The sequence below is a fragment of the Chloroflexota bacterium genome, assembly GCA_016875875.1.
In the GTDB taxonomy this organism is placed as follows: Bacteria; Chloroflexota; Dehalococcoidia; order GIF9; family UBA5629; genus 9FT-COMBO-48-23.
Genome location: VGOP01000002.1, coordinates 108943 through 135225, shown reverse-complemented (window position 1 = coordinate 135225; position 26283 = coordinate 108943). Strand labels below are relative to the sequence as shown.

The 26283-nt window shown below is 49.3% G+C and carries 24 protein-coding genes; 14 read left to right on the top strand and 10 right to left on the bottom strand.

What is annotated here, in order from left to right; all coding sequences use genetic code 11:
• Positions 1-375: 375 nt before the first annotated feature.
• From FJ023_02090 to FJ023_02080, 3 genes are all read left to right on the top strand, one after another.
• The gene (locus FJ023_02090; protein ID MBM4446129.1) at positions 376-681 is read left to right on the top strand and encodes a hypothetical protein; all 306 of its coding nucleotides are present in this window, start codon (positions 376-378) and stop codon (positions 679-681) included.
• A 154-nt stretch (positions 682-835) separates the two neighbouring features.
• Complete coding sequence (locus FJ023_02085; GenBank protein MBM4446128.1) at positions 836-1291, top strand: hypothetical protein; 456 nt, start codon at positions 836-838, stop codon at positions 1289-1291.
• Between the two features lie 285 nt (positions 1292-1576).
• The gene (locus FJ023_02080) at positions 1577-2998 is read left to right on the top strand and encodes a hypothetical protein (protein ID MBM4446127.1); all 1422 of its coding nucleotides are present in this window, start codon (positions 1577-1579) and stop codon (positions 2996-2998) included.
• Between the two features lie 260 nt (positions 2999-3258).
• On the opposite strand, the gene FJ023_02075 is transcribed toward FJ023_02080, so the two are convergent.
• A complete protein-coding gene (locus FJ023_02075) occupies positions 3259-5196 on the bottom strand; it encodes an FAD-dependent oxidoreductase (GenBank protein ID MBM4446126.1) in 1938 nt (645 codons plus the stop codon).
• A gap of 207 nt (positions 5197-5403) precedes the next feature.
• Between FJ023_02075 and FJ023_02070 the strand changes: the two genes are divergently transcribed.
• Positions 5404-6507, top strand: a complete 1104-nt coding sequence (locus FJ023_02070; protein ID MBM4446125.1) for a GNAT family N-acetyltransferase — start codon at positions 5404-5406, stop codon at positions 6505-6507.
• On the top strand, positions 6497-7729 hold the full coding sequence (locus FJ023_02065) for a glycosyltransferase family 1 protein (GenBank protein ID MBM4446124.1): 1233 nt from the start codon (positions 6497-6499) through the stop codon (positions 7727-7729). The genes FJ023_02070 and FJ023_02065 overlap by 11 nt, the downstream gene beginning before the upstream one ends.
• A 58-nt stretch (positions 7730-7787) precedes the next feature.
• On the opposite strand, the gene FJ023_02060 is transcribed toward FJ023_02065, so the two are convergent.
• Positions 7788-8624, bottom strand: a complete 837-nt coding sequence (locus FJ023_02060) for a tetratricopeptide repeat protein (protein ID MBM4446123.1) — start codon at positions 8622-8624, stop codon at positions 7788-7790.
• A gap of 199 nt (positions 8625-8823) precedes the next feature.
• Here FJ023_02060 and FJ023_02055 point away from each other — a divergent pair, with 199 nt between their 5' ends.
• Together FJ023_02055 and FJ023_02050 are read left to right on the top strand one after the other, a co-directional pair.
• Positions 8824-9123, top strand: coding sequence for a hypothetical protein (locus tag FJ023_02055; GenBank protein MBM4446122.1), 300 nt, complete (start codon positions 8824-8826; stop codon positions 9121-9123).
• Between the two features lie 480 nt (positions 9124-9603).
• Positions 9604-9834: a hypothetical protein gene (locus FJ023_02050; GenBank protein ID MBM4446121.1), complete on the top strand. Its 231-nt coding sequence runs from the start codon at positions 9604-9606 to the stop codon at positions 9832-9834.
• Positions 9835-10034: 200 nt separating this feature from the next.
• Here the strand turns inward: FJ023_02050 and FJ023_02045 are convergent, their stop codons facing one another.
• Together FJ023_02045 and FJ023_02040 are read right to left on the bottom strand one after the other, a co-directional pair.
• Positions 10035-11591 carry a hypothetical protein gene (locus FJ023_02045; protein ID MBM4446120.1) on the bottom strand — a complete coding sequence of 519 codons (1557 nt, stop codon included), beginning with the start codon at positions 11589-11591 and terminating at the stop codon, positions 10035-10037.
• A gap of 38 nt (positions 11592-11629) precedes the next feature.
• Positions 11630-12529, bottom strand: coding sequence for a GNAT family N-acetyltransferase (locus tag FJ023_02040; protein MBM4446119.1), 900 nt, complete (start codon positions 12527-12529; stop codon positions 11630-11632).
• A gap of 150 nt (positions 12530-12679) precedes the next feature.
• Here FJ023_02040 and FJ023_02035 point away from each other — a divergent pair, with 150 nt between their 5' ends.
• Positions 12680-13372: a PIG-L family deacetylase gene (locus tag FJ023_02035; GenBank protein ID MBM4446118.1), complete on the top strand. Its 693-nt coding sequence runs from the start codon at positions 12680-12682 to the stop codon at positions 13370-13372.
• Positions 13373-13377: 5 nt separating this feature from the next.
• Here the strand turns inward: FJ023_02035 and FJ023_02030 are convergent, their stop codons facing one another.
• The gene (locus FJ023_02030) at positions 13378-14025 is read right to left on the bottom strand and encodes an MBL fold metallo-hydrolase (GenBank protein ID MBM4446117.1); all 648 of its coding nucleotides are present in this window, start codon (positions 14023-14025) and stop codon (positions 13378-13380) included.
• A gap of 266 nt (positions 14026-14291) precedes the next feature.
• Between FJ023_02030 and FJ023_02025 the strand changes: the two genes are divergently transcribed.
• From FJ023_02025 to FJ023_02015, 3 genes are read left to right on the top strand one after another with little or no spacing between them, the layout of a single operon-like run.
• Positions 14292-14516, top strand: a complete 225-nt coding sequence (locus tag FJ023_02025) for a hypothetical protein (protein ID MBM4446116.1) — start codon at positions 14292-14294, stop codon at positions 14514-14516.
• Between the two features lie 55 nt (positions 14517-14571).
• Entirely contained in the window at positions 14572-15477 is a 906-nt protein-coding gene (locus FJ023_02020) for an MBL fold metallo-hydrolase (GenBank protein ID MBM4446115.1), read from the top strand.
• A 1-nt stretch (position 15478) separates the two neighbouring features.
• Positions 15479-16477 carry a hypothetical protein gene (locus tag FJ023_02015; GenBank protein MBM4446114.1) on the top strand — a complete coding sequence of 333 codons (999 nt, stop codon included), beginning with the start codon at positions 15479-15481 and terminating at the stop codon, positions 16475-16477.
• Positions 16478-16485: 8 nt separating this feature from the next.
• Here FJ023_02015 and FJ023_02010 read toward each other — a convergent pair whose 3' ends face one another.
• The gene (locus tag FJ023_02010) at positions 16486-17325 is read right to left on the bottom strand and encodes a DegV family protein (GenBank protein ID MBM4446113.1); all 840 of its coding nucleotides are present in this window, start codon (positions 17323-17325) and stop codon (positions 16486-16488) included.
• Between the two features lie 28 nt (positions 17326-17353).
• Complete coding sequence (locus tag FJ023_02005; protein ID MBM4446112.1) at positions 17354-17737, bottom strand: PadR family transcriptional regulator; 384 nt, start codon at positions 17735-17737, stop codon at positions 17354-17356.
• Positions 17738-17970: 233 nt separating this feature from the next.
• Here FJ023_02005 and FJ023_02000 point away from each other — a divergent pair, with 233 nt between their 5' ends.
• Entirely contained in the window at positions 17971-19314 is a 1344-nt protein-coding gene (locus FJ023_02000) for a DUF4147 domain-containing protein (protein MBM4446111.1), read from the top strand.
• Here FJ023_02000 and FJ023_01995 read toward each other — a convergent pair.
• Both FJ023_01995 and FJ023_01990 read right to left on the bottom strand, forming a co-directional pair.
• Positions 19303-19791: a GNAT family N-acetyltransferase gene (locus FJ023_01995; protein ID MBM4446110.1), complete on the bottom strand. Its 489-nt coding sequence runs from the start codon at positions 19789-19791 to the stop codon at positions 19303-19305. The two genes, FJ023_02000 and FJ023_01995, sit on opposite strands and share 12 nt — an antisense overlap.
• Entirely contained in the window at positions 19792-21093 is a 1302-nt protein-coding gene (locus FJ023_01990; GenBank protein ID MBM4446109.1) for a peptidase U34, read from the bottom strand. It lies immediately after the preceding gene.
• A 151-nt stretch (positions 21094-21244) separates the two neighbouring features.
• Here FJ023_01990 and FJ023_01985 point away from each other — a divergent pair, with 151 nt between their 5' ends.
• Complete coding sequence (locus FJ023_01985; protein ID MBM4446108.1) at positions 21245-22351, top strand: CBS domain-containing protein; 1107 nt, start codon at positions 21245-21247, stop codon at positions 22349-22351.
• Here the strand turns inward: FJ023_01985 and FJ023_01980 are convergent.
• Positions 22322-23785, bottom strand: coding sequence for an alpha/beta hydrolase (locus FJ023_01980; protein MBM4446107.1), 1464 nt, complete (start codon positions 23783-23785; stop codon positions 22322-22324). The two genes, FJ023_01985 and FJ023_01980, sit on opposite strands and share 30 nt — an antisense overlap.
• Positions 23786-24000: 215 nt before the next feature.
• Here FJ023_01980 and FJ023_01975 point away from each other — a divergent pair, with 215 nt between their 5' ends.
• Complete coding sequence (locus tag FJ023_01975) at positions 24001-26259, top strand: hypothetical protein (protein MBM4446106.1); 2259 nt, start codon at positions 24001-24003, stop codon at positions 26257-26259.
• Positions 26260-26283 lie beyond the last annotated feature (24 nt).

Sequence of the window (26283 nt, the reverse complement as noted above, 5' to 3'; positions counted from 1 at the left end):
CGGGGGCAATACTTTTTCAGGCCGATAGCTGGAGCAAATCCCCTACCAACACGTCGCCATTGATGGGATGACGCAGGAGCAGATTGGCGTTAATATGATATTTGTTTTGCCTGTCCACCCTTTTTCGAGAAATATAGCCTAGAACCAAACCATGATTGGTGATAAAAGTCCACTTGGCCATTTGACCGATTTCCTGCGAGTTTTTGACAAAACTAGAGAGATTATGCTAGCTTAAGTTAGATTGCTAACGCATTCACATTGCGCTGAACACAATTCATCTATTAAGTTTCATTATTCAAAAATCACCTTGATTATAGCTAGAGAACAGCTTTGAGGTCAAGGGGCAGAAATCACAAAGAAAGGGGGGCAACGGCAGTGGCTGTGAAAACAAAACAGGATGCAGCTAGGGTCTTGGCTGACGCAAGCGGAGACAAGTGCTTCTTTTGCCATGACGGCTGTGTTGTAAAGAATTTACACCAATTAGCTGAGTGCTTGGCTAATATGACTGAAGATTCATATCGCCATCATGTGACTCCACTTAAGAATGACTTCAGTACCTGGGTTCGTGACGTATTCGGCGATGACAAGCTGGCCAACGACTTGACTCGCTGCACCAATCATGCTGAAGCGGTTAAAGCGGTGAGAGACCGAATCGCCTGGCTCCAGAAGAAAATGAAATAAGCGTAGTAGCGAGGCTTTAGCCTCGCTCTCAACCTCGACCATGCGACCCTAAAGGTTCGCCACTGCATTGAAAAAATTGTTGCACAACAGTATGCTAAAGAGCGAGTTTGACAAAGACAAACAGATAGGTTTAAATATCTAAAACTAGGTTAACATGAAATCTACATACTACGCAGGGCTACAATCTATAGCCCTGGCTTTAATTTTCATGCCTGAGCCCGTTACCACCGTCATAGGCGTTGGGCTACTGAGCTATGCCAGAAAGAACGCAAAACCGCAGCGGCCTACTAACTTTCGTCGCTTAACAAATACTTTCGAGGACCACTACAGCTACAGGGTTAATATGGTACGTGGTACGGCCATAAACTATCAATTGTCTCCAAGAAGACATGGGCAACTACCTAGAGCTTATCCGAGTATCGCCAAATTGCAGGATAACCCTCAACTCGTGAAAGCCCTGCGCGAAAGGGTACAGGGGCAATCCGCTCGTATATCCTACTCAAAACTAGAACCTGCAGGCTTAATGAGAGGCCCCAGAATAAGAGACCGCGCTGCACTAGCCACACCTCAAAATATGTCGAACCCCAAAATGAGCTCGATTATTACCTAATCTTTCCATTGCCGAGCTACTGTTATATAATTTCAACCGCTGCCCAAGCAAATGTATCGGAAACAGATGTAGCCCAGACCCTTTAGGGTCGGGCCCCCGAGGCTAAAGCCTCGGGGCTACATGTTTGGTGTGTATCACCAATGAGTGTAGGGAGATGTGTCTATACGTCATTGTGAAGGGCATAAGCCCTGGAACAGCCCCAGAGATTGCCACGCTTCGCTCGCAATGACAGAGAAAAAAGATGTAGGGACAGGTCTTTAGACCTGTCCGAAGCTAACAAAACTGATGACATCTAAAACTATTGCCCCTGACCTGAAAAGCCTTTTCCAGCCCAAATCCGTAGCTATAGTCGGTGCCTCACAGGACGAATGGAAATCAGGCGGAATGTTCATTTCCAGCCTGCTGAAGAACGGCTACAAGGGGATAATCTATCCCATAAACCGCAAGGAATCGGAAATCATGTCCCTTAAAAGCTACCCCAGCGTTCTTGATATCCCCGGAGAAATAGACCTAGCGGTAATGGCTATACCTGCCCAGGGTATACCCCAAGCAATAACAGAATGCGCTCAAAAAGGTGTCAAGTTCGCCGTCGTCCACAGTGTTGGCTTCAGCGAACTGGGAGCTGAGGGCAAGGAACTGGAACGGCAGATGGTAGAAGCTGCCCGCAGGGGTGGTGTCAGAATAGTCGGGCCCAACTGCATGGGAATATTCTCGCCACGGGGCAACGTCAACACCATCGTACCATACGCCACAGTGCCCATGGAGCCTGGCGGCGTGGCTTTCGTCGGGCAGAGCGGCTGGGCAAGCGAGAATATGACACGCCTCGGCAGCGAGCGGGGACTTCGCTTCAGCGGCATCATAAGCATCGGCAACCAGAGCGACCTTAACATCGAGGACTTCCTAGAGCATTTCGGTAACGACCCAGAGACTATGGTCTTCGCCGCCTACATTGAGGGCATAAAGCAACCGGGACGCTTCCTCAAGCTTGCAGGGGAAATCTCACCTAAGAAACCGATTATCATATGGAAGGGCGGCAGCTCAGAGTTAGGCGCTAAGGCGGCTGCTTCCCACACCGGCTCTCTGGCCGGTAATTACGCCTTGTTCGAGGCCGCCAGCCGGCAGAAAGGCATAGTCTCGGCACAGAGCCTGGAAGAACTCATGGACCTGGCCGTGGCCTTCAGCTGCCCTTATCTGCCCACAGGGAAGGAGGTAGGCCTGCTGATTGAGGCCGGAGGTGGCGCCGTGGCCAGCGGAGATGCTTGTGCCAAGGCAGGACTCAATGTCTCGCCTCTTCCCGAAGATGTTCAGCAAAAGCTTCGCGAATTTCTCAAGGGCAAGATACCACCCTCCCCAAGCCTAAAAAACCCCGTAGACCTGGTGTGGGCTCCCTTTAGCGAGGCATCTTCAATTTACGCCACCTGCCTGGAGATAATGGCTCCGGCAGTGGACTCCTGCCTGACTATCTGCTATGCCTTTATACATGATGAGTGGTTCCTGTCACGCCTGGAGAGCATCCGTGACCAGACCAAGAAGCCGATAATCGTCGTTCCCGGCAACTCCATTGACCAGCGTCAAGGTATGTTCCTGGCAACTAGGCGAGGCATACCAGCCTATACCATGCCGGATAACGCCGTAAAGTCTCTGGCAGCCTTGACCCGCCGCGCCGAATTCCTCAGAAACCTCGCCCGCCAAAATACTAAATCCTAAATTCCAAACTCCAAACAAATTCAAAACCACTAATACCAATTACCACAACATCGGCCGTTTCGAATTCGGAGAGGAGAAACCCTCACTGTCATTCCGAGCGCAGCGAAGAATCTCATCGTATCCTCCCTACCGAGATTATTCAGTCGCTCCGCTCCTTCAGAATGACACGAAGTGGAATGACCAAAACATCGGCTGTTTCGAATTTAGTTAATTCGAATTTTGATATTGTTTAGGATTTGGTGCTTAGTGCTTGGGATTTCTTAGCGTATGTCGAGCCCGGCACGGTAGCCTTCCTCCACAGCCTCTCTTATGCCGCGCGGCTCGACACAGTCACCTACCGAAAAGACCTGTGCAACCCTACCCTGCAAAACAGACAGGAGCTCGGTGTCAGGCACGGCACCTGCCGCCAGCACCACGGTATCCGCTTCGACTACCTTTCTCTCACCCGCGCCAGTTCTGATAGCAACGCCAGCTTCGGTGATTTCCTCATACTCAACCCCGGTTAGCATGGAAACTCCTCTATACTTTAGCCTGCCTAGTAAAGGCTCCCTGATAAACTGGTGCACCTTGGTAGCTAGCTCTGGGCCTCGCCTCATGATGGTGACCTTCTTGCCCCGCTCAACCAGATACAACGCCGTCTCGCAGCCCACCAGCTCACCGCCTATCACCGCCACCCGCTCTCCAGTCTCAGCGCCAGCAAGGACTTCGTTTGCCTGGATAACTTTCTTGCTCTGTATGCCGGGTATCTGTGGAATAAACGGTTTGACACCAGTGGCCAGTACCACAGCATCTGGCTTTAGCTCATTCAGCATGTCCGCATTAAACCTTTGCCGCAGCCGCAGCTCAACGCCCAGCTTGGTCATCTGCCCTACCAGATACTTTCGAAACGTTTCAATCGTGTCTTTGAACGGTGGCTTTGCCGCCAGCAACAGTTGACCACCTAACTCATCAGCCTCATCGAATAAGGCCACCTTATGCTCTCTTAACGCAGCTACTCTGGCTGCTTCCATCCCGCCTGGACCACCACCCACCACAACCACCTTCTTAGGGCTTCCCGTCGGCTTAAGCTCATACTCCCGTTCCCTGCCCAGAGTCGGATTAACCACGCAGCAAACACCTTCCTTACGCCAATTCATGCTGTCAAGGCAGGTCAGACAATATAGACAAGGCCGGATGTCTTCCGTTCTGCCCATCGCTACCTTCTGCAGCAGGTGAGGGTCAGCCAGGAGCGGCCGGCCTATGGAGATAAAGTCCGCCTTGCCATCACCAAGAACGTCTTCACCGAGTTCAGGTGGAATCCGGCCCACAGTGATGACGGGGATTGAAACAACCTTCTTTACGCCTTCAGCCAGCGGCACGAAGCTACAGGGTGGCTGGGCCAGCGGCGGACGCCGAGCCGGCCCAACCGTATGCGCCGATACGTGAATAGCATCAACGCCAGCTTTCTCCGCCAGTTGAGCTACTACCTGCGTCTCTTCCAGTGTGATTCCCCCCTCCGCACCTATTTCCATGGCGCTGAGGCGGCACCAGACGGGATAGTCCCTGCCAACTCTTTCCCTGATAGCCTCTATCACCTCCAGCAGGAATCTAGCCCTGTTTTCGATACTGCCACCATAAGCATCCTGTCGGTGATTGGATAGTGGGGACAGAAACTCGGATATGAGATAACCATGAGCACCGTGAATCTCAACGCCATCGAAACCTGCCTTCTTAGCCCGCTCCGCCGCCTCAGCGAATTTAGCCACCAGCGCTGCTATCTCTTCTGATGTCAGCTCTCGGGGCTGTTCGCTTCCCGGCACCGATATGGGCGATGGAGCTACCGGCTGATGGCCAGTGAACCGGGCTGAGGTCTGCCGCCCGGCATGATGGATTTGTATCGCTGCCTTAGCTCCATGCTGCTTTATAGCTGCCGCCAACCTGCTCAGGTCGGGAATAAACCGGTCGTCGTCAATACATATCTGCCTCACCGTACCTTTGCCCACCGGAGAATCCACGCAGGTAATCTCCACGATGACGAGACCAACACCACCCTTAGCCCTTTCCTCATAGTAGTCTATTTGCCGCTGTGCCACCGACCCGTCTTTTGAGGCATAATTCGTCGCCATCGGCGGCATGACCAGCCGGTTCTTAAGCTCCAGTCTCCCTATCCGGCCGGGCTCAAAAAGCTTCGGAAATTGCTTGTTTGTCATTTTTGGCATCCTCCTTTATTTCTGCGGGCAACCCGCCTAATCTAGCACATTCTTTAGCTCGCCTTCAACAAAATAGTGTGTTGTGTCCAAAGCATACTATACATGTCGTAGGGACAGACCTTCAGGTCTGTCCGCCTTTCCACATCGGACAGGTCTAAAGACCTGTCCCTACATTCACTCCTGTCATTGCGAGCGAAGCGTGGCAATCTCTGTCTAATGACCACGCCCACCTTTAGCCGAGATCGCCACGTCGCTAACGCTCCTCGCGATGACGCCAGAGTCTTAGACTCGCACATTGGCATAATTGTATTTACTCAGGCTATAATAAGCAGGTTTAGGCTTATGAGCTTTCAATTCAATTTGGAGAGCTTTGACTCCATATACTCCGACTGGAAAAAGCTTCAAGACGAATCGCCAGCCGGCTCATTTTTCTCATCACCTGAATGGTCAAAAACCTGGTGGCAGCAGTTCGGCTCTGGCGCTAATCTATATCTGGGCGCCGTCAGACAACAGGGAAAAGTCACAGGAATCGCCCCGCTTCTCGTAAATGGCTATATCGCTTCCTTTATCGGCAGCAGCGACGTCTGCGATTATCTGGACTTCGTTGTGAAGCCCAGCAAAGAGGAGAGCTTCTTTGGCGAGCTACTGGATACACTGAAAGCCAAAGGAATTGTCCGCTTAGACCTGGCACCTTTGAGGCCTGATTCCACGGTAATCAAAAGTCTGGTAAAAGTTGCCCCAAGGCAAGCATGGCAGGTCTCATGCTCCCAAGCAGATGTTTCTGTGGAACTCGATTTGCCCGCCACCTGGGAGGACTATCTCCAATTGCTCTCAGGCAAACAGCGTCACGAGTTGAAGCGTAAGCTCAGGAGACTTGACGAAGAAGGCGAACTGAACTACCGTCACAGCACAGATGCCAATCGACATGATATTGACATCTTTCTGCGGCTGTTTCGAGATAGCCGCCAGGATAAAGCAGTTTTCTTGACTCCCGAAATGGATTCGTTCTTCAGGGCGGTGGCAAATGCCATGGCAGGGCAGGGATTGCTAAGGTTAAATATGCTGGAGCTCGATAAAAAACCCGTAGCCGCTACCATGTGCTTTGACTATAAGGATACGGTATACCTGTACAACAGCGGCTATGAGCCGGACTATGGATGGTTGAGTGTGGGAGTGATTTCAAAGGCACTGTGTATCAAGGACAGCATCGAGAGGAACAAAAAACGCTTTGACTTCCTGAAAGGCGGCGAAGCCTACAAATATCATCTCGGTGGACAGGAGCTGTCACTATACAAGTGCTCATTGAGTTATGCAGCATAGGAACGATGGCATGATAGAACGACTCAACATAGCCATGATTAGCATTCATAGCTGTCCTCTGGGCGTGCTGGGAGGCAGGGATACCGGCGGGATGAACGTTTACATTCGAGAGATGGCGCGAGAGCTGGCTAAAAGAGGACATACCATAGACATATATACCATGGCTCATCAACCACAGCATGGTCCGCCAATAAACCTGGGGCAAAACGTCAGGATTATCCATCTTGAAACCGGCGTTAACGAAGACATGCCTAAATTAGCCATCTATGATCATATTCAAAGGCTTGCCTACGGCGCGGAAGATTTCAGAAAGTATAACCAGATGGAATATGACCTGATACACAGCCACTACTGGCTATCAGGTCTGATAGGCAAACAATTACAAGCCCTGTGGCATGTCCCTCATGCCGTGATGTTCCACACACTTGGTGCCGTCAAGAACAGCATCGGCATCGGCGAACATGAGCCCGAACTGCGGATAGAAAGCGAGCGAGAGGTGATAGGTAGCTGCCACCGCATTATCGCCTCCACGGCAAAAGAAAAGGAAGAGCTTATAAAGCATTATGGCGCTTCTCCCGAAAAGATTGCCATCATCCCCTGCGGCGTCAATTTGGACCTGTTCAAGCCTGTAGATAAGGAGACAGCCCGGAAGGAACTGGGCTTAGACCATCAAAAGGTCATACTCTTTGTCGGCAGAATAGACCCTCTGAAAGGACTGGAACAGCTATTAGCAGCATTGACTTACATAGAAGGCGAGAAGCCTCCGTTGCTGATGATAGTTGGTGGCGATGAGCACAGTCAGGGGCAGGTGCAGTTGCTGCAGCAGGCTGCAAAAGACCTGCACATCCAAGACCGGGTTAGCTTTGTCGGCTCTGTAGCTCAAGACAAGCTGCCGCTTTTCTACAGCGCTGCCGACATCTGCGCCATACCTTCCTACTATGAAAGCTTCGGCATGGTCGCCATGGAATCGCTTGCCTGTGGCACGCCCATAGTAGCCAACAATATAGGTGGTATGAGACATATCATCCGCCACGGCGAAATGGGGCGCATAGTCAAAGATAACTCCCCCCACAATCTGGCCAACGAAATATCAGCGCTGCTTTGCCGGCAAGAAGACAAAGACCAGCATGTCACAACAAGGCGAAACAAGATGACCGAATTCAGCTGGGCAACCATCGCCGACAGGATACTACAGGAATACGACAGGCTGCTAGGCGATTAAACAAAACAGGCAATCGTTCAGTACTCAGACAAAATCACTGCTGCAGTCACCAATGATGCTATCGGCCTTTAGCCCGATGGGGCTTTCCAACCTGTCCAACCACTTCTCTCAACCACTCGAGAGATGCGGTATCTTCTTTCCAGAATTGCCCCCAGTGCTCCCAATAATAGTAAGCCTCATCAGCACCTCCCACAGTGACTTCACCAGGCCTTGCTGATTTAGGTAAGTGATGCTTGGTCTTCAAGAGTTCCATTCCCACCAACGGTAGATACTCAATAGCCTCACGAAGTGCTGCAGTTGCTTCTGGCTGGCGTCCCAGCTTAAAAAGAGCCAGCGCTCGTCCATAGAGGGTCTCAGGCATTACATCATCTGGGTACTGCTTGGTAACTTTGAGGGCATCTTGAAATCTGCCCAGCTTGAACAATGCCTCTTCGGCCATGGCTCGAACCCCTTGATTATCATTGGGATTCAAGGATAGCAATTCTCGAAATAATCTCACAGCCTCTTCCGTTTCCCCCTCATAGTATCTGGCCAAAGCCAATCCATGGAGGCATCGCAAAAATGGTCTGTTTTCCAGCCATCCCCATTCGAGGCGATCTTTGCCTGCCTTGAAGTCTTTGGGGAATGCCTTGCGACCAATACGAACAGCCTGATCCCAAAGCTTGTTAGCTTCATCGATTAGATTTCGTTCTGATAGAACTAGGGCTAAATGATGAATCGCATCTAAATGGTCAGGCATCTGAGCAAGTACGGTTTGGAAGACTTTCTCAGCTTGGTCGAGACTGCCATTCTCGTATGACTCACATCCCCTGTAGAACTCGTCCATCAAATCGTCATGTATATCTGGGTAGACAAACTCCCACTCATGTGGCGCCACTCGATATAGTTTCAGCATGAACTCATTCTTCTATTGCCAAGCTATTGTCAATGACCGTATACTTGGCAAAGCATCAGTTAGAATATCAGGTTATTCCGTCTTATTCAATACTCGCTCCAGCAGTCGGTTCTGTGCATCTTTAATGTGCACCTAATAAGGTATTAAAATAGAGTTATGAGGCGACTTTGGCAATAAATCGTATTGGAAAGGGGCAATGATGAGGCAACAGAAAAGAGCATTACGGGAATATCAGCAAGCGTTGATCGATGCCTACTACGATATGCAGATGCATTCTATCCTGGATCCTCTCTATGACGCATTCCAGCAGTGGAAGCGAGGTGGCCTACAACATAGCGAGCTGACAGAGTTAATTCACAAGGTTCATAGAGAGAACCAAAAAGTATATAGCTTCTTCACTCAGAGCCGTACTCGGATTATCAACTGCATTAGGATGGACCAAGCCTGGTTTGAGAATTGGAAAGCGACTCATCCACCTCTTCCCAGGATAGAGCTATGAGCTTTGACCAGTGGTAACAGAATGGACAATTGTGTGATCCAACAAAACGCTAAAATTGTAAAGCACGCCTAATCTTTCTGTCTTTCTGAGAGGTTGTTAGTAGCCTTTTTGGCAATTGGTGAGCAAGGACGAGTTAGAATCAGCGCTAATGCTTGTGGGAATGTAAACATCAAGCTGTGATTAGATTTAAGGCGGACTTTTGACTTAATTTGATAGACACGGTTATTATTGAACGTATGAACAGAAGTATAAAATTGCTAATAGGAGCGCTATACGTTCTTGGTCTGGGGTTGATAATTAGTTTGGGTTCTATCATATTCTTTGTATTGCATATTTACCTAACCGGCTTTGCCTTAGTTTCAACATGGGTGTGGGTAGCGATGGCTTTTGTTTGTTCCGCGGTATGTACAGTAGCTGGGATTGTTCTGGCTGCGGTTGGAATGAAAATGCTGGTTAAATCGTGAAGAGGCTATCACCATTATGGGGATGAACAAAGGCAAAAAATGGCTAGTAGGGGCGCTATGTGTTTCTAGCTTAGGAGCGATAAGTGACCTAGCTATAGCGGTACTGATATGGGCTTCATTAGCCGGTTGGAATTTGCCCACAATAGAGCTTGAATGGTTGTCGGTGATGCTGCTTTCTTCCCCAGTGTGTAGAGTGATTGGGATTATCTTGGGTGTACTTGGCCTGAGGATGCTGGTCAAATCGTGAAGAGGCTACTAATCACAATCGCAAGCTTGCTATTAATAATCTAAACAGGACCTGAGGATTCAAAAATGTAAGATACTGACCTGCCCCCAACAATTATACCGCTCCTCAAGCCTTGCAGAATTGCACCTTTTGAGTAATTGTTCAGTTGGTGCGTAATGACTCTGGCACACCTAGCGTGTTATGTGTTGGTATACTGCCGGTCACCTTTGTGAGCTAATCCTATCAGCCTTGTAGAATCCCAATCCTGACGCGTCTTTCCTTCCCTGTTCTGTGGAAACATCGAACGTTATACCTTTTTGCGTGAGTTGCCAAACAATATTTCCATCAGGGGTAACTTCAACTATCTTTGTAGACCCAGTAATCAAGGTATTGCCGTTGGGCAATCTGTTGGCGTCTCTAACCGGCAACGCCCACTTTTCAAACCCAGGGGATTTCCAGACAGTCTTGCCTGTCTTTGGATCAATTTCCACTGCCTGATGAAATCCCGCAGGAGGTCTTCCCTGATTCGCCACCAATATATTGCCATTAGAAAGAACTTGCGGATCGTGTTGAGTTTCAAAAACGCCTTCCCCAATAGTACTAACAACTGAGCCCTGAGGGTCGACCTCAACAACGAAGTTGAAATTCCTCGGGCTAATTAGCGTGTTGCCATCAGGCAGCCTAGTCACTGCATTAGTGTGAGTCCAGCCCTCATCATAGATACTGGCGTACGGGGATTTGTCAAAATGGTCTTTGGCATACCAAGACCAAACAACCTCACCCTTTTGATTTACCTCGATTATCTGGGCATCATTCTTTTGATCAGAAGCACCAAATGCAAAAATCGTGTTGCCATTTGGCAGACGGTCCGCATCATGGGATATTTTATTAGTTAGGTATGACCAGACAATTCTACCCTTACGGTCAATCTCATACACTCCCCTACGAGGCAATACGAACAAGATGTTATTATTCGGTAGCAATTCCACATCAAAACCCGGATTAGTGTACTGCCTTAAGTCCTGCGGAACTAGGTATTCCCAAACTATCTCACCTCGCATGTTTACTTCTATTATCCTTGGCTTTTGAGGATTGTGGTTGTCTGGCAATAAAGTGGTGCCAGCCCACACTTTATCAGACTGATAAACATCCACCTGCAAGTCCGGATCTGTGGTTCCTGTTGGCATCGGCATGGGTGTTATGCTTGGACTACTTACTTGCCTGTTTTCGTTGCCGTTTTTATCTACCGCGGTTACCGCAAAGTAATACCTGGTCCCATCTCTAAGTCCGGTTGCCTGATAGTTGGTAGCTAGGATATCTCGTATCTGGTGAATAGGCGTAAGACCAGCAGAATCCTTTACCTCTGATTCGCTTGCATATACGTTGTAGTGGTCGAAGTCTTCAGCAGTGCTTTTCTCCCACCACAGGTTTACTCTTCCATCATAGGCATCAATGGCAATAAGGCCAGCAATTGGGGGTGGAGGCGTGGTATCAAGTGTAGGTGTAGGTGCTTCTGGAGTAGCGGGCGCCGGCGTGGAGGTTGGTCCAGATACTCCAGTGCACGAGCCTGAAACCAAGACCACACTAAGGATGACTACAATAACTAACCAATAATACTTCATGCGGCCTCCATTTGGCTCGCAGTCATACAAAATAGGCGACTGGGCTCTCGTGTCCTTTAATTTATAACGACGGTCTGATTCTGTCAACCTACAATCTCGATTGCTACGCACTAAACAAAAGTCAGTTTTGTGCAATGCTAATCCGACGCATGACATGGAGCGCCATTTTGTCACTTCTGAGGTAGTAAAACGGGCTAGGGTACGACTTTCTCATACCACATCGTTTCTCCATATAGCTGAAAACCCAGGGAACGGTAAAGTGTAACGGCTACAATGTTCTGGCTGTCTACGGTTATGTCTATAAGCTCCCGACCTTTGCCTCTAAGATGTAACAGCCCTGCCCGGAGCAGCTCTTTGCCCAGGCCTTTGCCTCGACAGTCGGTGTCCACACCCAGCATATAAATCCGCCCCTTCTTCTTGCCTGTAGCTGAATCCCGACCGCATTCTGCCTCATTCCAGCAATAGCCGATTGGCTTACCTTCGCTTAAAGCTAAAATCACATCGTCAGTGCAGTCACCTCTGGTGCTTAGTTCCCAGCCTATGTATTCAGCAGTATTCGGATTGAAACCCCAGGTGTCTATAAAGCAGCGATTTTCAATCCAGGCGAACAGCGCCTCCTCACCGACTTTAAGATGCCGAGATTCCATGTCTGACTGTTCAACAGCCTCGAGATTTACACTGAAAACATCCAACCTCAGCTCATAGAAGCGTCGAACTACCTTAAATCCCAGATTTGACAAGAGTTGCGCCTGCATTGACTGAGTCGCAGGAATACTCACGTGAGCGACTTTTGCCCCCAACTCTCTGGCGCGCTTCATGGCGCGGTCAAAAAGCTCTTTAAGTACAACTTCTGACTTATATGAGGAGCTGACACCGCACTCGAAGATTACTCGCCCGATGCCAAGCTCCGGCAGGACATTAACAAAGCCGACGATTACCCCAGCCATCTCAACGAAGAAAAGGTTCTCCTCTACACGATAATCAGGCCGGCTCAACAGGTGAGCAAAAACCGCACCCTCTTTGAGTTGCTCGTAGGCGGCAGCATCCCTTGGGTCCTGCGGATGGCAATTCCTGACAGTTAATTTATGGCCCATTCTTCAGCTCTTTCCCCTCCCCCACCACCGAGATTACCACGCTTGGCTCGCAATGACAGGAAAACAATATTCTCTCAGCATTGCAATTGTATCAAGGCAGGTAGTATCATACAATTTCATGCAAGCACCTTTGCCCTGGAGGCTCGAAACATGACGAAGAATCTTTACGCAATGGTGATTTCATCTCATGCCGACGACGCCGAATACGGTATCGCCGGAACTGTGGCTAAATGGACGCGTGAGGGCAAAAAGGTCATATACGTGGTATGCACCAACGGCAACAAGGGCAGCAACGACCCTGAGATGAAGCCTGAGAAATTGGCAGAAATTCGCGAGCAGGAACAGCTAGCCGCCGCCAAGCTGCTCGGGGTAAAGGAGGTCATATTCCTGCGACATGAAGACCAAACTTTGGAGGACACGCCAGAATTTCGGAAAGAAATTGTCCGCTTAATCAGAACCCATCGGCCAGAAATCGTAGCTACCAGCGACCCCTACCGACGTTACATCTGGCACCGTGACCACCGCATCACCGGTCAAGTTGTGCTGGATGCTCTCTTCCCCTACGCCCGAGACCGCTGGGCTTATCCTGACCTACTTGAACAAGGGCTCGAGCCTCACAAAGTTAAAGAGGTTCTTTTCTGGGGTGCCGAAGAACCGAATTACTTCAGCGATATTACCGACACCTTTGAAACAAAGATGACAGCCTTGCACTGTCACCACAGCCAGGTGGGTCACTTCACTGGCGAATGGGACGATTTCCTCAGACAAAGATACGAAAAATTTGCTGAAGGGAAAGGGTTCAAGCTGGCGGAGACTTTTTACCGCGTCGAGATATGGTGGTAGACCATCTATGACGATAGCCAGAGAACATCACCGCACAGGTTAGCGTCATGCGGCTTCGAAGAGAAGATAGCAAATTCTTTCTTTTCCTTACCTAATACGGTGGCCTCACCATGGCCGGGATATACTTCAGTATCATCAGCTAAGACAAAGAGCTTGCTTTCTATAGACTTCAGTATCTGCTTGAAGCCAGCCGGTGTCCCAGTTTTACCCGGACCACCGGGGAAAATGGTATCTCCAGATATCAAATATCTGCCTCTTAAAAAGCACAGGCTTCCCGGTGTATGCCCTGGCGTGTGTAATACTTTGATTTTAAGCTTGCCTACTTCTATGGTGTCGCCGTCATTAAGCTCGATATCCGGACTAGACGGCAGCCCGCCAGCATCTAGAGGATGAACTGCTACGGGAACCTTGAGCTTAGTCTTTAACTCATCAAGTGCCACGATGTGGTCAAAATGATTATGGGTTATCAGGATATATTCGGGATTGGTATTTGCCAGTTGTCTTAAAATCTCATCAGCTTCGCCAGGTACATCCACCACTACGCTGTCCCTGGTTGCCTGACATACTACTATATAGGCATTCGTGCCAAAGGGGCCAAGCTCCAGCCTGATTATCATGACAGCATTGTCTTGTACCACTTTTCCCATTTTCATTCTTACTAGACTCAAAATGACGATGCCAGAATCGGGGCATCGCAGCCGTAAATTAAGGCAGGTTCCACTATATTTCAGATTCTAACACCACCGACTTGTCCGGTCAACAAGAACCATAATGTAGGGACAGACCTTCAGGTCTGTCCCTACATTTGTGAATAAAACAGGGCAACTCCCGACAGTAATTCACAAAAGCTTGAGATGCCTGGCTTTAACGTGTTAGGATTTAAGCGCAGAGTCGCCTTCTGGAAGGGATGTAATATTCTATGTCTTGCTATTTTCGTCATCTTAAGGAAATCTTCGACGAGGCTGGCATTCAGGTCACTTCTAACAACAGAAAACAAAACGATGAGGCTATCCATCAAATACTCGGTATTACCTACAAGGACTGCCCGCAGACCTGTAAAAAGCTCAAGCTACAGATAATCAGCAATGAGCGGAAACGGCAGGAATTCATCCAAAAGCTCAAAGCTGCCATGAGTCCCTCATAGAATATAGGTAACAAACACTGAGAATATACAGTTGCTGGAAACGAAGAGAACTTAAATGGAAATACACACTATCACGCCCAATCTCAAGTTACTAAATCTCCAGCCGCCGATACCGGGATACGGGAAATTCATAGGAGCCTATCTGTTCTGCGGTGAAAAAAATGCCATCATCGATGTCGGGCCGAAAGCAGCCATACCTAATTTGCTCCACGCCTTAGCAGAACTCAATCTTAGCCCCAGTGAAATAGATTACATCATACTGACACATATCCACATGGACCATGCCGGCGGAGCCGGAACAGCACTAAGAGAAATGAGCAAGGCTAAAGTCCTGGCTCATAGTCGAGCCATCCCACATCTGGTTGACCCCAAAATACTGTGGCAGGCTAGCCTCAAAACCTTGGGTGAGACCGCGATTGAATACGGTGAGATTGAGCCAGTACCTGAGCACAGGATTATCGTCGCCACAGACCAAATGAAGCTCGACTTAGGCCGAGGTCTGACGCTGGAGATATATCTTACACCCGGACATGCCCCTCACCACTTAAGCATTTTCGATAGGGCAAATGGGGTGTTAATAGCTGGTGAAGCGGCTGGGGTCTGTATTGAGGGCATTGTCAGACCGACAACACCACCACCCTTCAAACTGGAAGAGAACCTGTCTTCCATAGGTAAGCTCATCGCTCTTGAACCTCAAAAGCTGTGCTATGGTCACTTCGGCTGCTATGACAGCGGGGGCGAAAGATTGAAGTCTCATAGGCAAAAACTCATCGACTGGCACAAGATTGTTAGCGCTGCAACCAAAGCCGGGAAAAGTCCTGAAGATATACTGACACTACTGAGAAAAAAAGATAAGAGCCTGAGTTACCTTGACCGCCTAGACAGAGACGAATACGCCCGAGAGTTTACCTTACTCATTAACACCATCAATGGTTTAGCTGGGGCCGATCAGAGGCAGTAGAGTGAAAAAATTGTTGCCAGCGGTGATACTTTTCTTCCTGGCTCCGGCGATAGCGGAGCTGCTTTCGGGGTCAGCTCCCCCGGTTGAATTCTTTAGTCCCGTCGGATTTGCGCTTTTGACTACCCTCTACGGCAGCGGAGCCATCTTAGCCCGTGAACTGACAATTCACTGGCGAAAGGGTTGGGCTAGCCTGCTCGCCCTAGGTGCTGCCTACGGCATCGTCGAAGAAGGCCTGATGGTCAAGAGCTTCTTCGACCCCAACTGGGTTGACCTTGGCATCCTCGGCTCTTACGGACGATGGGCAGGCGTTAACTGGGTGTGGAGCGTTCAGGTGACACTCTATCATACTTTTATTAGCATCGTGATCCCCATCCTGTTGGCAGAGCTGATATTTTTCAACAGGCGCAACGAGGCGTGGGTGGGGCGGAAGGGTTTTATTATCCTTCCAATCATTTTGGCGGCAGATGTTACACTTGGCTACTTCTTTCTGACAGCATATAGACCACCCACCGCTCATTATATTCTAATGTTGGTAATCGTTGCAGCATTAGTTCTCCTCGCCTGGCGCCTGCCCAGCCAGCCCTTTGCCCCTAAGGTCATAAGTCAAAGGCATCCTTTTTGGTTCTGGCTTACCGGCTTCTTGGGAACCATCGCATTCTTCATAGTATTCTGGGGGCTTCCACACACAACGTTGCCCCCCTGCCTTACCATACTAACTGGCCTCGGCTTAGTAGCTCTGATTATCTGGGGAATGATGTGGATGTCCGGCAACGGAGCGGCATGGACAGGGATGCACCAACTAGCGCTGGCCGCTGGCCCTCTAAGCTTTTTTATCCTACTCACTCCGATACAGGAGTTCGATGCCAGCCGCAAAGACAACCCAGCCGGCATGACTCTAGTGGGATTGGCCACATTGATGTTCCTCGTGTGGCTATGGTGGCGGGTAAAGAGGAGTCAATCGAGATTGGCGAATTCCGGGATAAGGCACGACACGGGCTGATTTGATGTTTACTGCTTCGGCAGCACGCCTACCCCGAGGACATGCGGGCCAACATGAGTGCCTATAACCGGGCTTACCTTCATCCAGTAGATGCGCTCAGTGACAAATCTGAAACAAAGCCGCTCGGCCAAAATCTCAGCTTCCTCCGGCGTGGTAGCATCTTCTATAGCTATCTCTTCAATATCGGGGAAACTCATAGCAAAGTTACATAGATAGTCAATCGCCTTGGCCCTGCAGCGAACTCTGGCAACCCCTTCAGTAAGACCGCCTCTTATGGTGAGGATGGGATTCACTTTCAGCGCCGAGCCCAGAAATGCCTGCGCAGTACCAATACGCCCACCCCTTCTCAAATACTCCAACGTGTCAAAAGCCATGCGAAAGTCCACCCGATTCATGCTGCTACAGACAGCATCAATCACCTCATCAAAACTAGCACCCGCCTTAGCTGCCTTGGCCGCCGATATGACAATTAGCCCCAACCCGGCAATCGCCGATAGAGAATCGATTATCTCAAGCCGAGCTTTACTCTTCCTCAGCTCTTTACCATCAATCGCCGCTTTATAGGTAGCACTGAGCTTCGAGGAAATAGTAATAGCCAGGATTTCATCTGTTTCTTTGGCCAGTTTGTCATAGACCTCAGCGAAAGTTCCCGGGGCAGGAGCTGAGGTTGTCGGTAAATCCCTGCAATGCGACAGCTTAAGGTAGAAATCCTCGGTCGTCAGGTCAATGCCATCCCGATAGGCCTCAGTGCCAAAATGAACGTTCAGCGGCACTACCGTGATTCCCAGCTCATCAGCCGTCTCAGGCGTCAAGTCAGAGGTACTGTCAGTAACAACCTTCACTGCCATTGTCTCTCACCCTTCCAGTTAAAGGTATTCAATTTCTAGTCGGCCGAGGCCGTCTCACCCAGCGCAAGACCATATTTTCATGATCAGCCCCTTGCATAAGCTTAGTAACCACGGTACAGAAATCGCGCCATTCATCTGAACGGTTGGCCAGGAACTGACGTCCCTTCCCCGTTATCTGATAATACCTTCTTCCCCGCCCTTCAGTAACCTGTTTCCACTTGGACATGACCAGTCCGTTCTTCTCCAATCTGAGGAGTGAGGGATAAATCGTGCCGCTTTTCAGTTTAAGGTATCCTCCGGTTATCCGTTCTAATTCCTTGACGATCTGGTAACCGTACATAGGCAGTCGGTCGATGACAGAAAGAATGATGGGGTCAATAAGCCCTTTTAGCAGCTGCTGAACATAAGCCAACTTAGTCTCCTTCCAAGCCTTGTACTGCTATGCCTTGCACTACTATCTATTTTAGTACAAACTATCCTCCAGGTCAATATCTGTGCAGCGAGTGTTCGCTTCGCTCAGAAGGACAGATTGTTCCGGACAGGTTTAAAGGTCTGTGCCCGCAAATTGTTAATTTTTCCGACTGAACAGCGTATACTTAAGGTCCAGAAAAGGCTCTTTCTGTTTTTGCTCTATAGGTTAAAGTGATGGTAAAGAACTGGGATGAGCTGACCACAACCAAATTAAGGCGCCAGGCTCTGAAAATCATCGAGGCTGGCATAGAGCGTGTTCTGGCCAGAACTATCATGAAATCAGCCGTAAGCTATAATCCAGAAGGCGTGTCACTAAAGGTGAAAGACACCGCATATAATACCGCCAAGAGTAGGATTTTAGTTATCGGCGGCGGCAAAGCATCAGGGCTCATGGCAGAAGCACTGGAAAACACTATAGGCGCAAAGAATATCGTCACCGGCATCGTCAATTGTAAGGGGGGAGGTTACAGAACGAAGAGGATAAAGATAATAAAAGCCGGTCACCCCCTCCCGGACAAGAGAGGCTTTAACGGCATGAAGCAGATGCTGGCTTTAAAAGACAAGTACTCCATAAATGCCAATGACCTGGTCATATGTTTGATTTCCGGCGGTGGTTCGGCTCTAATGCCCTGTCCTGTTGACGGCATAAGCCTTGAAGATAAGCAAAAAACGACTGAATTACTATTGAAGTGCGGCGCTGAAATACATGAAATCAATGCGGTAAGAAAGCATTTGTCTAGAACAAAGGGTGGCCGGTTGGGGGAGTTCTATTCACCAACAAAAGTGGTTTCGTTGATAATATCCGATGTTATCGGAGACGACCTTGATACCATCGCCTCTGGACCAACATATCCAGATTGTTCAACCTTTCAGGACGCTTACAGCGTGCTCGAAAAATACGACTTGACGGCCAGTGTTCCACAAAGCGTCCTCTCATACTTGAAAAGGGGCTGCTGCGGCGAGGTGCCAGAGACACCAAAGAGACTAACCAACTGCCATAATCACATAATCGGCAATAACCATCTGGCCCTAGAAGCCATGGCACAGAAGGCTGCAGAACTGGATTTTACACCTCTTATTGTCACAGTAGAGCAGAAAGGTGATACCGCTGAGGCAGCCTATATGAGAGCCGGGGAAATCCTTGAAGGTAAATATCAGGGCTACAATGCCATTCTGATTGGTGGTGAAACCACGCCGAAGTTACCGGAGAATGCCGGCAAAGGTGGCAGAAATCAGCACTATGCTGCTGTATCGATGCTGGCAATGAAATCATATCCTGGCTATTGGGTAGCAGCCAGTGTGGGTACAGATGGCTCCGATTACCTGCCTGATGTGGCCGGAGCTATGGTGGATAACAACACTCTGCTAAGCGCTACTTCACGTGGCATAGACGTAAAAGCATACATCGACAGGTTCGATAGCCACACGCTATTTAAGAAAATCGGTGGCTCACTCATCATAACCGGCAACACCGGAACCAATGTCAGCGACGTGATGCTGTACTTGCTAGGGCAATAGGCTCTTTTCCATAAAGCATACAGTGAAGGGTAAATGCTCAAAATTCTTTGTTCCGACTTTTTTGAAACCAAGTTGCTGGTACCAGTTCTTTAAAACTGCGCTCTCATCTATCATCCCCAAGGCGACTTTTTCACCTTTGTGTTTTTTAACTTCGCCCAAAACGAATCCCACCAACTTCCTCCCATAGCCTCTGTGCCTATATTCCGGAAGCACAGCCAGTTTATCCATGTAGTAAAGCGCATCATCGGCCTTTTCCACGGCCACAAAACCAACCTGCACACTATTCAAAAACAGCCCAAACAGCCTTGCCTTCTTCTTCAGTTCCAACAATTTATCCAAAGCCACAAAAGAGGGATGAGTAGGACAATTGCGCTCATTCAGCCCAAATTCAAGTGCCACGGTCTTAAACGAGTTCCGTATCACTTCTACACTGCTCTTAAGGTCGCGCTCTTTGTTTATTTCTCTAATCTCTTCCACTTATAATCCATTGAGCTTATTGTAACTCCGCCAATAGCGTCGGAACAGCCACCTCGGTTTTGTCACCGGCAGCCTATCCAGCTTGGCACCCCAATTTCTGACCATAGCCCTGGCTTTGGCAAAGTATTTATCGACATTGTCCTGATTCAGCGGTAGCCGACCGTTTTCCACCGAAGAAATCATCTCCTTTTCATACTTTTTTATCTGGGGCTGAATAGCATTCAGGGCAGCGGTGAAATGCCACAATGCCTGGCGATGCAGCTTTTCGCATTCCCACCAAAAAGACTTCGCATCATAACTTGCCTCCCCATCCAGATAACCGGTAGGATTCAACGTATCAGGAAAGAAAACCGGATAATAAGGGCTCATACATGGATCGGCAGCACCAGTGGTGTAGTAGAATTGCGCTTTCTTCCCTAACTTCGCCACCATAGAACACACTGACTGACTGCGACGTATCAGTTTATCGGCTGCATGCATGCAAATAGTCCCGCCGGACTTATCTGGAGTCCAACCAACATGACCTCCGTGGTCACGGAGAAGAGCCATAAAATCCGCCGTGGTCAGCACACCTTTCTTCTGTAAAAGCATTTCACGGGAACGTGCCTGACGCGGTGCTCCCTTGGCACCCCACGTTATTATTTTGTCGGAATAGCATTTGCGGAAATTAAAGTCAGCTTCGCTTTTGCAATAGCCTTTCTTAACAGCGTTCTCGAGTAATCCGGGTGAGCAGGCATCAAATTCCTCCTCCAGAGAAATTATATTCGATATGCTCCAGAAATCTTTGACCCGTTTCCATGCCCACCATGATTTTACCGTTTCCAGTACGTAGGCCTCTTGATGGCCTGCAATCAGAAAGCTGTTCATGTAGGGCAAATTTTGTCGGTAGCCACAGTTGCCGCCTTGCCCATATTTCTCCAATAGCTCAATTATGGTCTCCAACGCCTGTTTGGCAGTTCGGCTTCGTTCCAGAGCCAAGCGCAATAAATCCATGCCCGTAAGCCCGGTGGGGGCTGGTTTCTCTCTCGTGAACAGAGCTTCATTGCCTATAGCCACGCCATACTCGTTGGCGCCCATCTCAGCTCCGAACATCCAGAACGGCTGACAGAGCATTACCCTGGCAGTTTCAGAAACTTGCGGTATGGTCAGATAGGTGCATTTTACCTTTTCACCCTTTTTATGCTTCTGGCGAGGGTAAATTTTTATGTTCTGAACTTCGTCAGGTTCCCGGTCACTGTTCTTGCCAAATAGAGTGGCGCCATCTTTGGTAGCCGAGCCGAGAGCAACAATAGTATCGCACATGTATTTCCTCCTTGTGCTCCGTATTGAATTGACGATATTTGTCGGACTCCCTATTTATACCGTGGCAAAGCAATTGCTGTCAAACCTGCCGTATACCTTGCCTAGTTTGTCCGCAGCATTTATACTATGGAATGCACCTTAAGGAGACAGCATGCCGCGTTATATAAATCTGGGCGAGGTCTTTGGAATTCCAGTTCGTTTGCACTACACCTGGTTACCTGCCCTAATTCTAATAACAGCAGTACTGGCGCAGCAATTCTACGGATTCTACCCGCTATGGCTGAACATAACACACGGGATAGCTGCTAGCTTCCTTTTTCTCGCCTCCATGTTTGCCCGTGCCCTAGCCCAAAATGCCGTAGCTATCAAGCTAGGGATGCCTGTAAAGAGCACCACCCTCTACGTATTCGGTGGGACACCTCGGATAACTGAACAGGACACCCGGCCGATTCCCGAGATACTAGTGTCTGTAACCGGCCTATTGGCCAGCTTTGTGATAGCCGGCATATTTTACGCACTCTCGTACACTCTAGCCGGTATTACAACCTCTATGCCTGGTGAATTCATGCAACTGCTATTCTTTTTCAACTTTATGATAGCTCTGTTTAACCTTATTCCGGCTTTTCCCCTAGATGGAGGCAGAGTTCTACGAGTCATCCTGCAGCTTACAATGAAGGATTACAGCCGGGCAACGAGAATTGCCACCATGACCGGGCGAGTCATAGGTTTCCTGTTCATCGCTGCCGGTATTATAGCAATTATCCTCCCCGGTAATTGGTTTGCCGGCGTACTCATGATTGTGTTCGGCTGGTTCCTGGAAGATGCCGCCACAGCCAGCCGGCGCCAGGCGCTGGTACGCGACGCTCTCCGCGGCATGACAGCATATGATATGATGACCGATGCCTACACCCCAATAAAACAACAACTTACTTTTGGATTGGTCCGAGAATATATAATCAACTCCGGCCAACACTGCTTTGTAGTCATTGAGGACGGCAAGCTGCAGGGAATCGTAACCCTGAACGATATACAGATACCAGAAAAGCACTGGGACTCGACCCACATCAGTGACCTAATGACGCCCGCCGATAGGCTCAAGACAGCTCAGCCTAACCAGCCAGCGGTAGACCTGCTCGAGCAGATGGATGACTACGACATAGACCAGATACCGGTAGTACAAGAGGGCAGGTTGGTCGGCATGGTCACGCGGGAGTGCCTACTTCACTTTTTAAAAGCTCGAGCCGTGCTCAGAGCCTGAACGAAATGCACTTATCTCACCAATAACTTTCCTCTGCCGACTTTCCTTGTAATAAACCCTCCACTTAGCCTCGAACCAGCGGAAGGGTTTTTCAGCCCGTGACCACACCTGCACCCTCAAGTCACGCGAATTATCGGTCGCCCACGATGCCTGATAGACTTCAGCCAAAGGCGTGCCAGCTACTACCTCGATTTCATAATGGTCGCGCCTCGTTCCCTCGGGCAACAACCCCTGCCGATATATTTTCCAGTCCACCTGTATATAATTTCCCGGGGTAGCTCTGGTTCGCAGATAAAGGCGGCAGTCTTCCGGATTATCAGGATTAAGCCAACGCATCTCCTCTATGTTGGTAAAAATCGCTGCTGACCTCTTTAGGCTGACTTCGTAACGGCTCCTCAGGTCTTTCTCATAAGTCGGAGGGTAATACTCCAATATGTCCTCCCATTCCTGCCACTTAATATAGGACTGGTTCCAATGCCGTAGTCGGCTGCTAATGCCAAGAACATCACCAATGATGTCCTGCCAGTAGTCTGTTCCCAACAGCAAGCCAGCATTATGCTGCAAGCCACCATCCCTAGCCAAAACCGAGCACTCTATAACCCCACCGAATATGTATTTTAAAATCTCCCCGGCAATAAAATCAGCCACCCCTTCTATAACGTGGAAGTCGCTATGGCCATGCTCGCCGTAGTAGATTACATCAGCGCCGTCAGAGTATTGAGCTGATATCGGTAGAGCACCATCATCCATATCACGCGGGTAAGGGTCAAAGCCACCATAATCAAATTGCGGGCTCAATGGTGCGTTTTCACCCGATATGAAAGCTAACCAATGCTTGTTCTGTCCTACCCATTTGCCATCTTCAGAGCTATCATATTCACCTACTGAAACGCAAATCCCATGGTCAGGGCGTAGCAGCCACCCAGCCCGACAATAGTCAACAAATGGCCCACCACCAATAAGCTGATACCTATTCAGATTCTTAACCGGGCAATTTATTGTAACTACCAGCGCCACTCTGTCAACTAGATTATCTATATTCTTGGCTACCGCATAAAGTGCCGCCTTCCCGCCCATACTATGTCCTATCAATACCAGATTTCCCCTATCACCGAAGTGATTATCGATACTGTCAGCAATGTTGTTTGCCCAGGTTTCGATATCCACATCGTTCGGATAACATCTGTTCAGGACATCAACTTTAACCTTAATGCCGGGATTGGCCTGCTCATATTCAGAAATATAGTAAGATACCTGCTCTAGCATGGCATCAGCCAGAAACTGTGGACCGCAGGGATTTCCAGCGGCACCATGAAGAAAAACGAAATTTAACTCCTTGACCCTATCAGGACTCTCCACAGCTGAGCTGGCTGTACCTGAAAAGCCAAGCTGAAGGCACAGCACCACAGCCAGTACAACTGGTAATCGCTTCATAACCTGGTGAAACATCGCACCTAATGACAAAAAAGAATTAGAATAAACAGTGAGAATTCTATCAGAGAAGGCAAGCAAAGGGAAGAATTGTTACCCGTCTAAGGATAGAGAAAGTATTGTGAGAAGGCGAAAGTTTTAGGCTTTGCGCTCTCCATAAAACCTATTGACACCTTACTGAAAGTCATTTATCATACACAACGATAAAGGAGAGTGAAATGAAAAGAATCGGAAAATTATGCTTAAAAATCGTCTTGGTGGCGACTGCCTTATCACTGGTTCCACTTAGTTCTGCGGTGCAGCCAGTCGCAGCTGCCACAACAAATGGCGCTCCTGCTGTTTCCATCCAATGGGAACAAATTTCACCTATGTCAAAGCCGCGTCATTCCGGGGCAACCGCGGTGATTAATGGCATCATCTACACAATAGGCGGAATTGAGCCTCCTGGCGACTTCGAGTTTATGATGGTGACTCCTTCGGGAGGCAATATGCCGATTAAGATGCCAGGCATAGTTACTGGCGCGATAGTAGAGGCTTACAACCCGAAGACTGATAAATGGACTACTAAGGCTCCTCTACCCTATCTACCAAGCGCCGAAGCCCGCAAATCAGAGGGTAGGGTATACCTCGCCGCTGCGGCCTACAAGGGCAAGATTTACACATTCGGTGGCGCCAATGTATACCAGGAAGTCAAGGATACCGTAGATGTCTATGATGCCGCCACGAACACGTGGAAAGCCGGAATAGCCAAGCTGCCTAAACCAGCGGTAGATATGTCGGCTGTCGCTTATGGCGATAAAATCTATCTTTTTGGCGGTAGTGCCAGCACCGACTTATTCTCTGCTCAGTATTTTTACAACGCCTGCTACGAGTTTGACCCTGCCACTGGCAAGTTCACCTCGAAAGCAACCATGCCTACTCCAAGATCTAGAACCTCAGCCGTAGTATTCAAAAACCGCATACTGGTATTTGGCGGTTCCTCCGGCTTCGGCAACGGCAATGCTCAGCTATACGACCCCGCCACAGACTCCTGGAGCCGCATAGAATGCGTCATCTGGGAACGCGGCATTTGGTTCGGGACTACTGCGAACGACATGGTCTTTCTGATGGGAGGCAGAGATGAGCAGGTGAGCACGTCTTCCGTGGTTGATGTATATAGCGACCAGTGGCAAACGTGGGTAACTGGAACCAGCATGCTCACTCCTCGTGAGGGCGCCTTCGTTGCTGCTGTCGATGGCAAGCTATACGTGATGGGAGGGCGTGATAACAAGGGCGATCCAGAAGGGCAGGGTGAACCGTTAGCCAGCGCCGAACGAGGGACACCACCAGCAACACCACCCACCCTTGACTTTACACAAACACCATCGGAACCCAAGATAAAAATACATTGGACTCCCGTAGCCCCACTACCCAAACCGCGCTGTTACGGCGCTGCCATAACTATCAACAACATCATCTACACTATCGGCGGATTAGAGGACCCTCTACCATATACCGGTAAGCTAGTTGAAGCCTATGACCCCGTAGCTAACAAGTGGACCAGCAAAGCACCATTGCCGGAGGGCAGATTCAACTTCGGCGCTGCTGCGTATAAGGGCAAAATCTATACCTTCGGTGGAGCGGACACCGAGCTGAAGGTAGTCGACACAGTAGATGTCTATGACATCGCTTCTGATACCTGGCAAGCGAAAATCGCCAAATTACCTTTCCCTGCTGCGGGTATGTCCGCAGCGACCTACGGAGAAAAGATATACCTCTTCGGAGGTTGCAGCAAACCGCAACTGTTTATCCGTTCCACATACTATTACAAGAACGTATATGAGTTTGACCCGGTGAACTTAACTTTCACGCCTAAGGCTGACATGCCCATAGCCAGAAGTATGTCCGTCGCCTCTGTGGTCAATAACAAAATAGTGGTCATAGGCGGCGTTGAATCCACAGGAGCCACAATGTGTGCATCAATGAGCCCGCCTGACAACACATGGGAGACAAATACTGATATGCCAAAGAAGTGTGGCGGCCATGGTGGCACCGCCGTAGCAGAGAGCGTACGCGTAAGCACAAACACAAACGTAAACGTATTTATTATCGGTGGACACGCCGAACCATCTGTCCAGGTATATAACTCCGAGGCCGACCAATGGGGCGAAGCGACGCAGATGGACCAGGGGCGAAATGTCATGTTTGTCGCCGCAGCCGCTGCCTCACCTGAATCAATATACGTCATCGGCGGAGCAGACAGCAAAGGTAACCCATTAAGCAGCGCTATAAAGGGAACGTTATCTGAAGGTGAAGCCGAGCCAGCACCAGAAACTACGCCAGCGCCTGAGCCAACATCCCCAACCCCGGGTAAGGGAATGGGCTGTGCTAAGGCCAGCAGCAGTTCAGGTTTACTATCAGATGCTAGCCCCCTATTATTAGGAGTCGTGTTGGTAGCTTTGGTAGTGAGCAGTCGAAGGAAACGAAATAATAAATAGAATTACGCATTAGCCCGAATTATG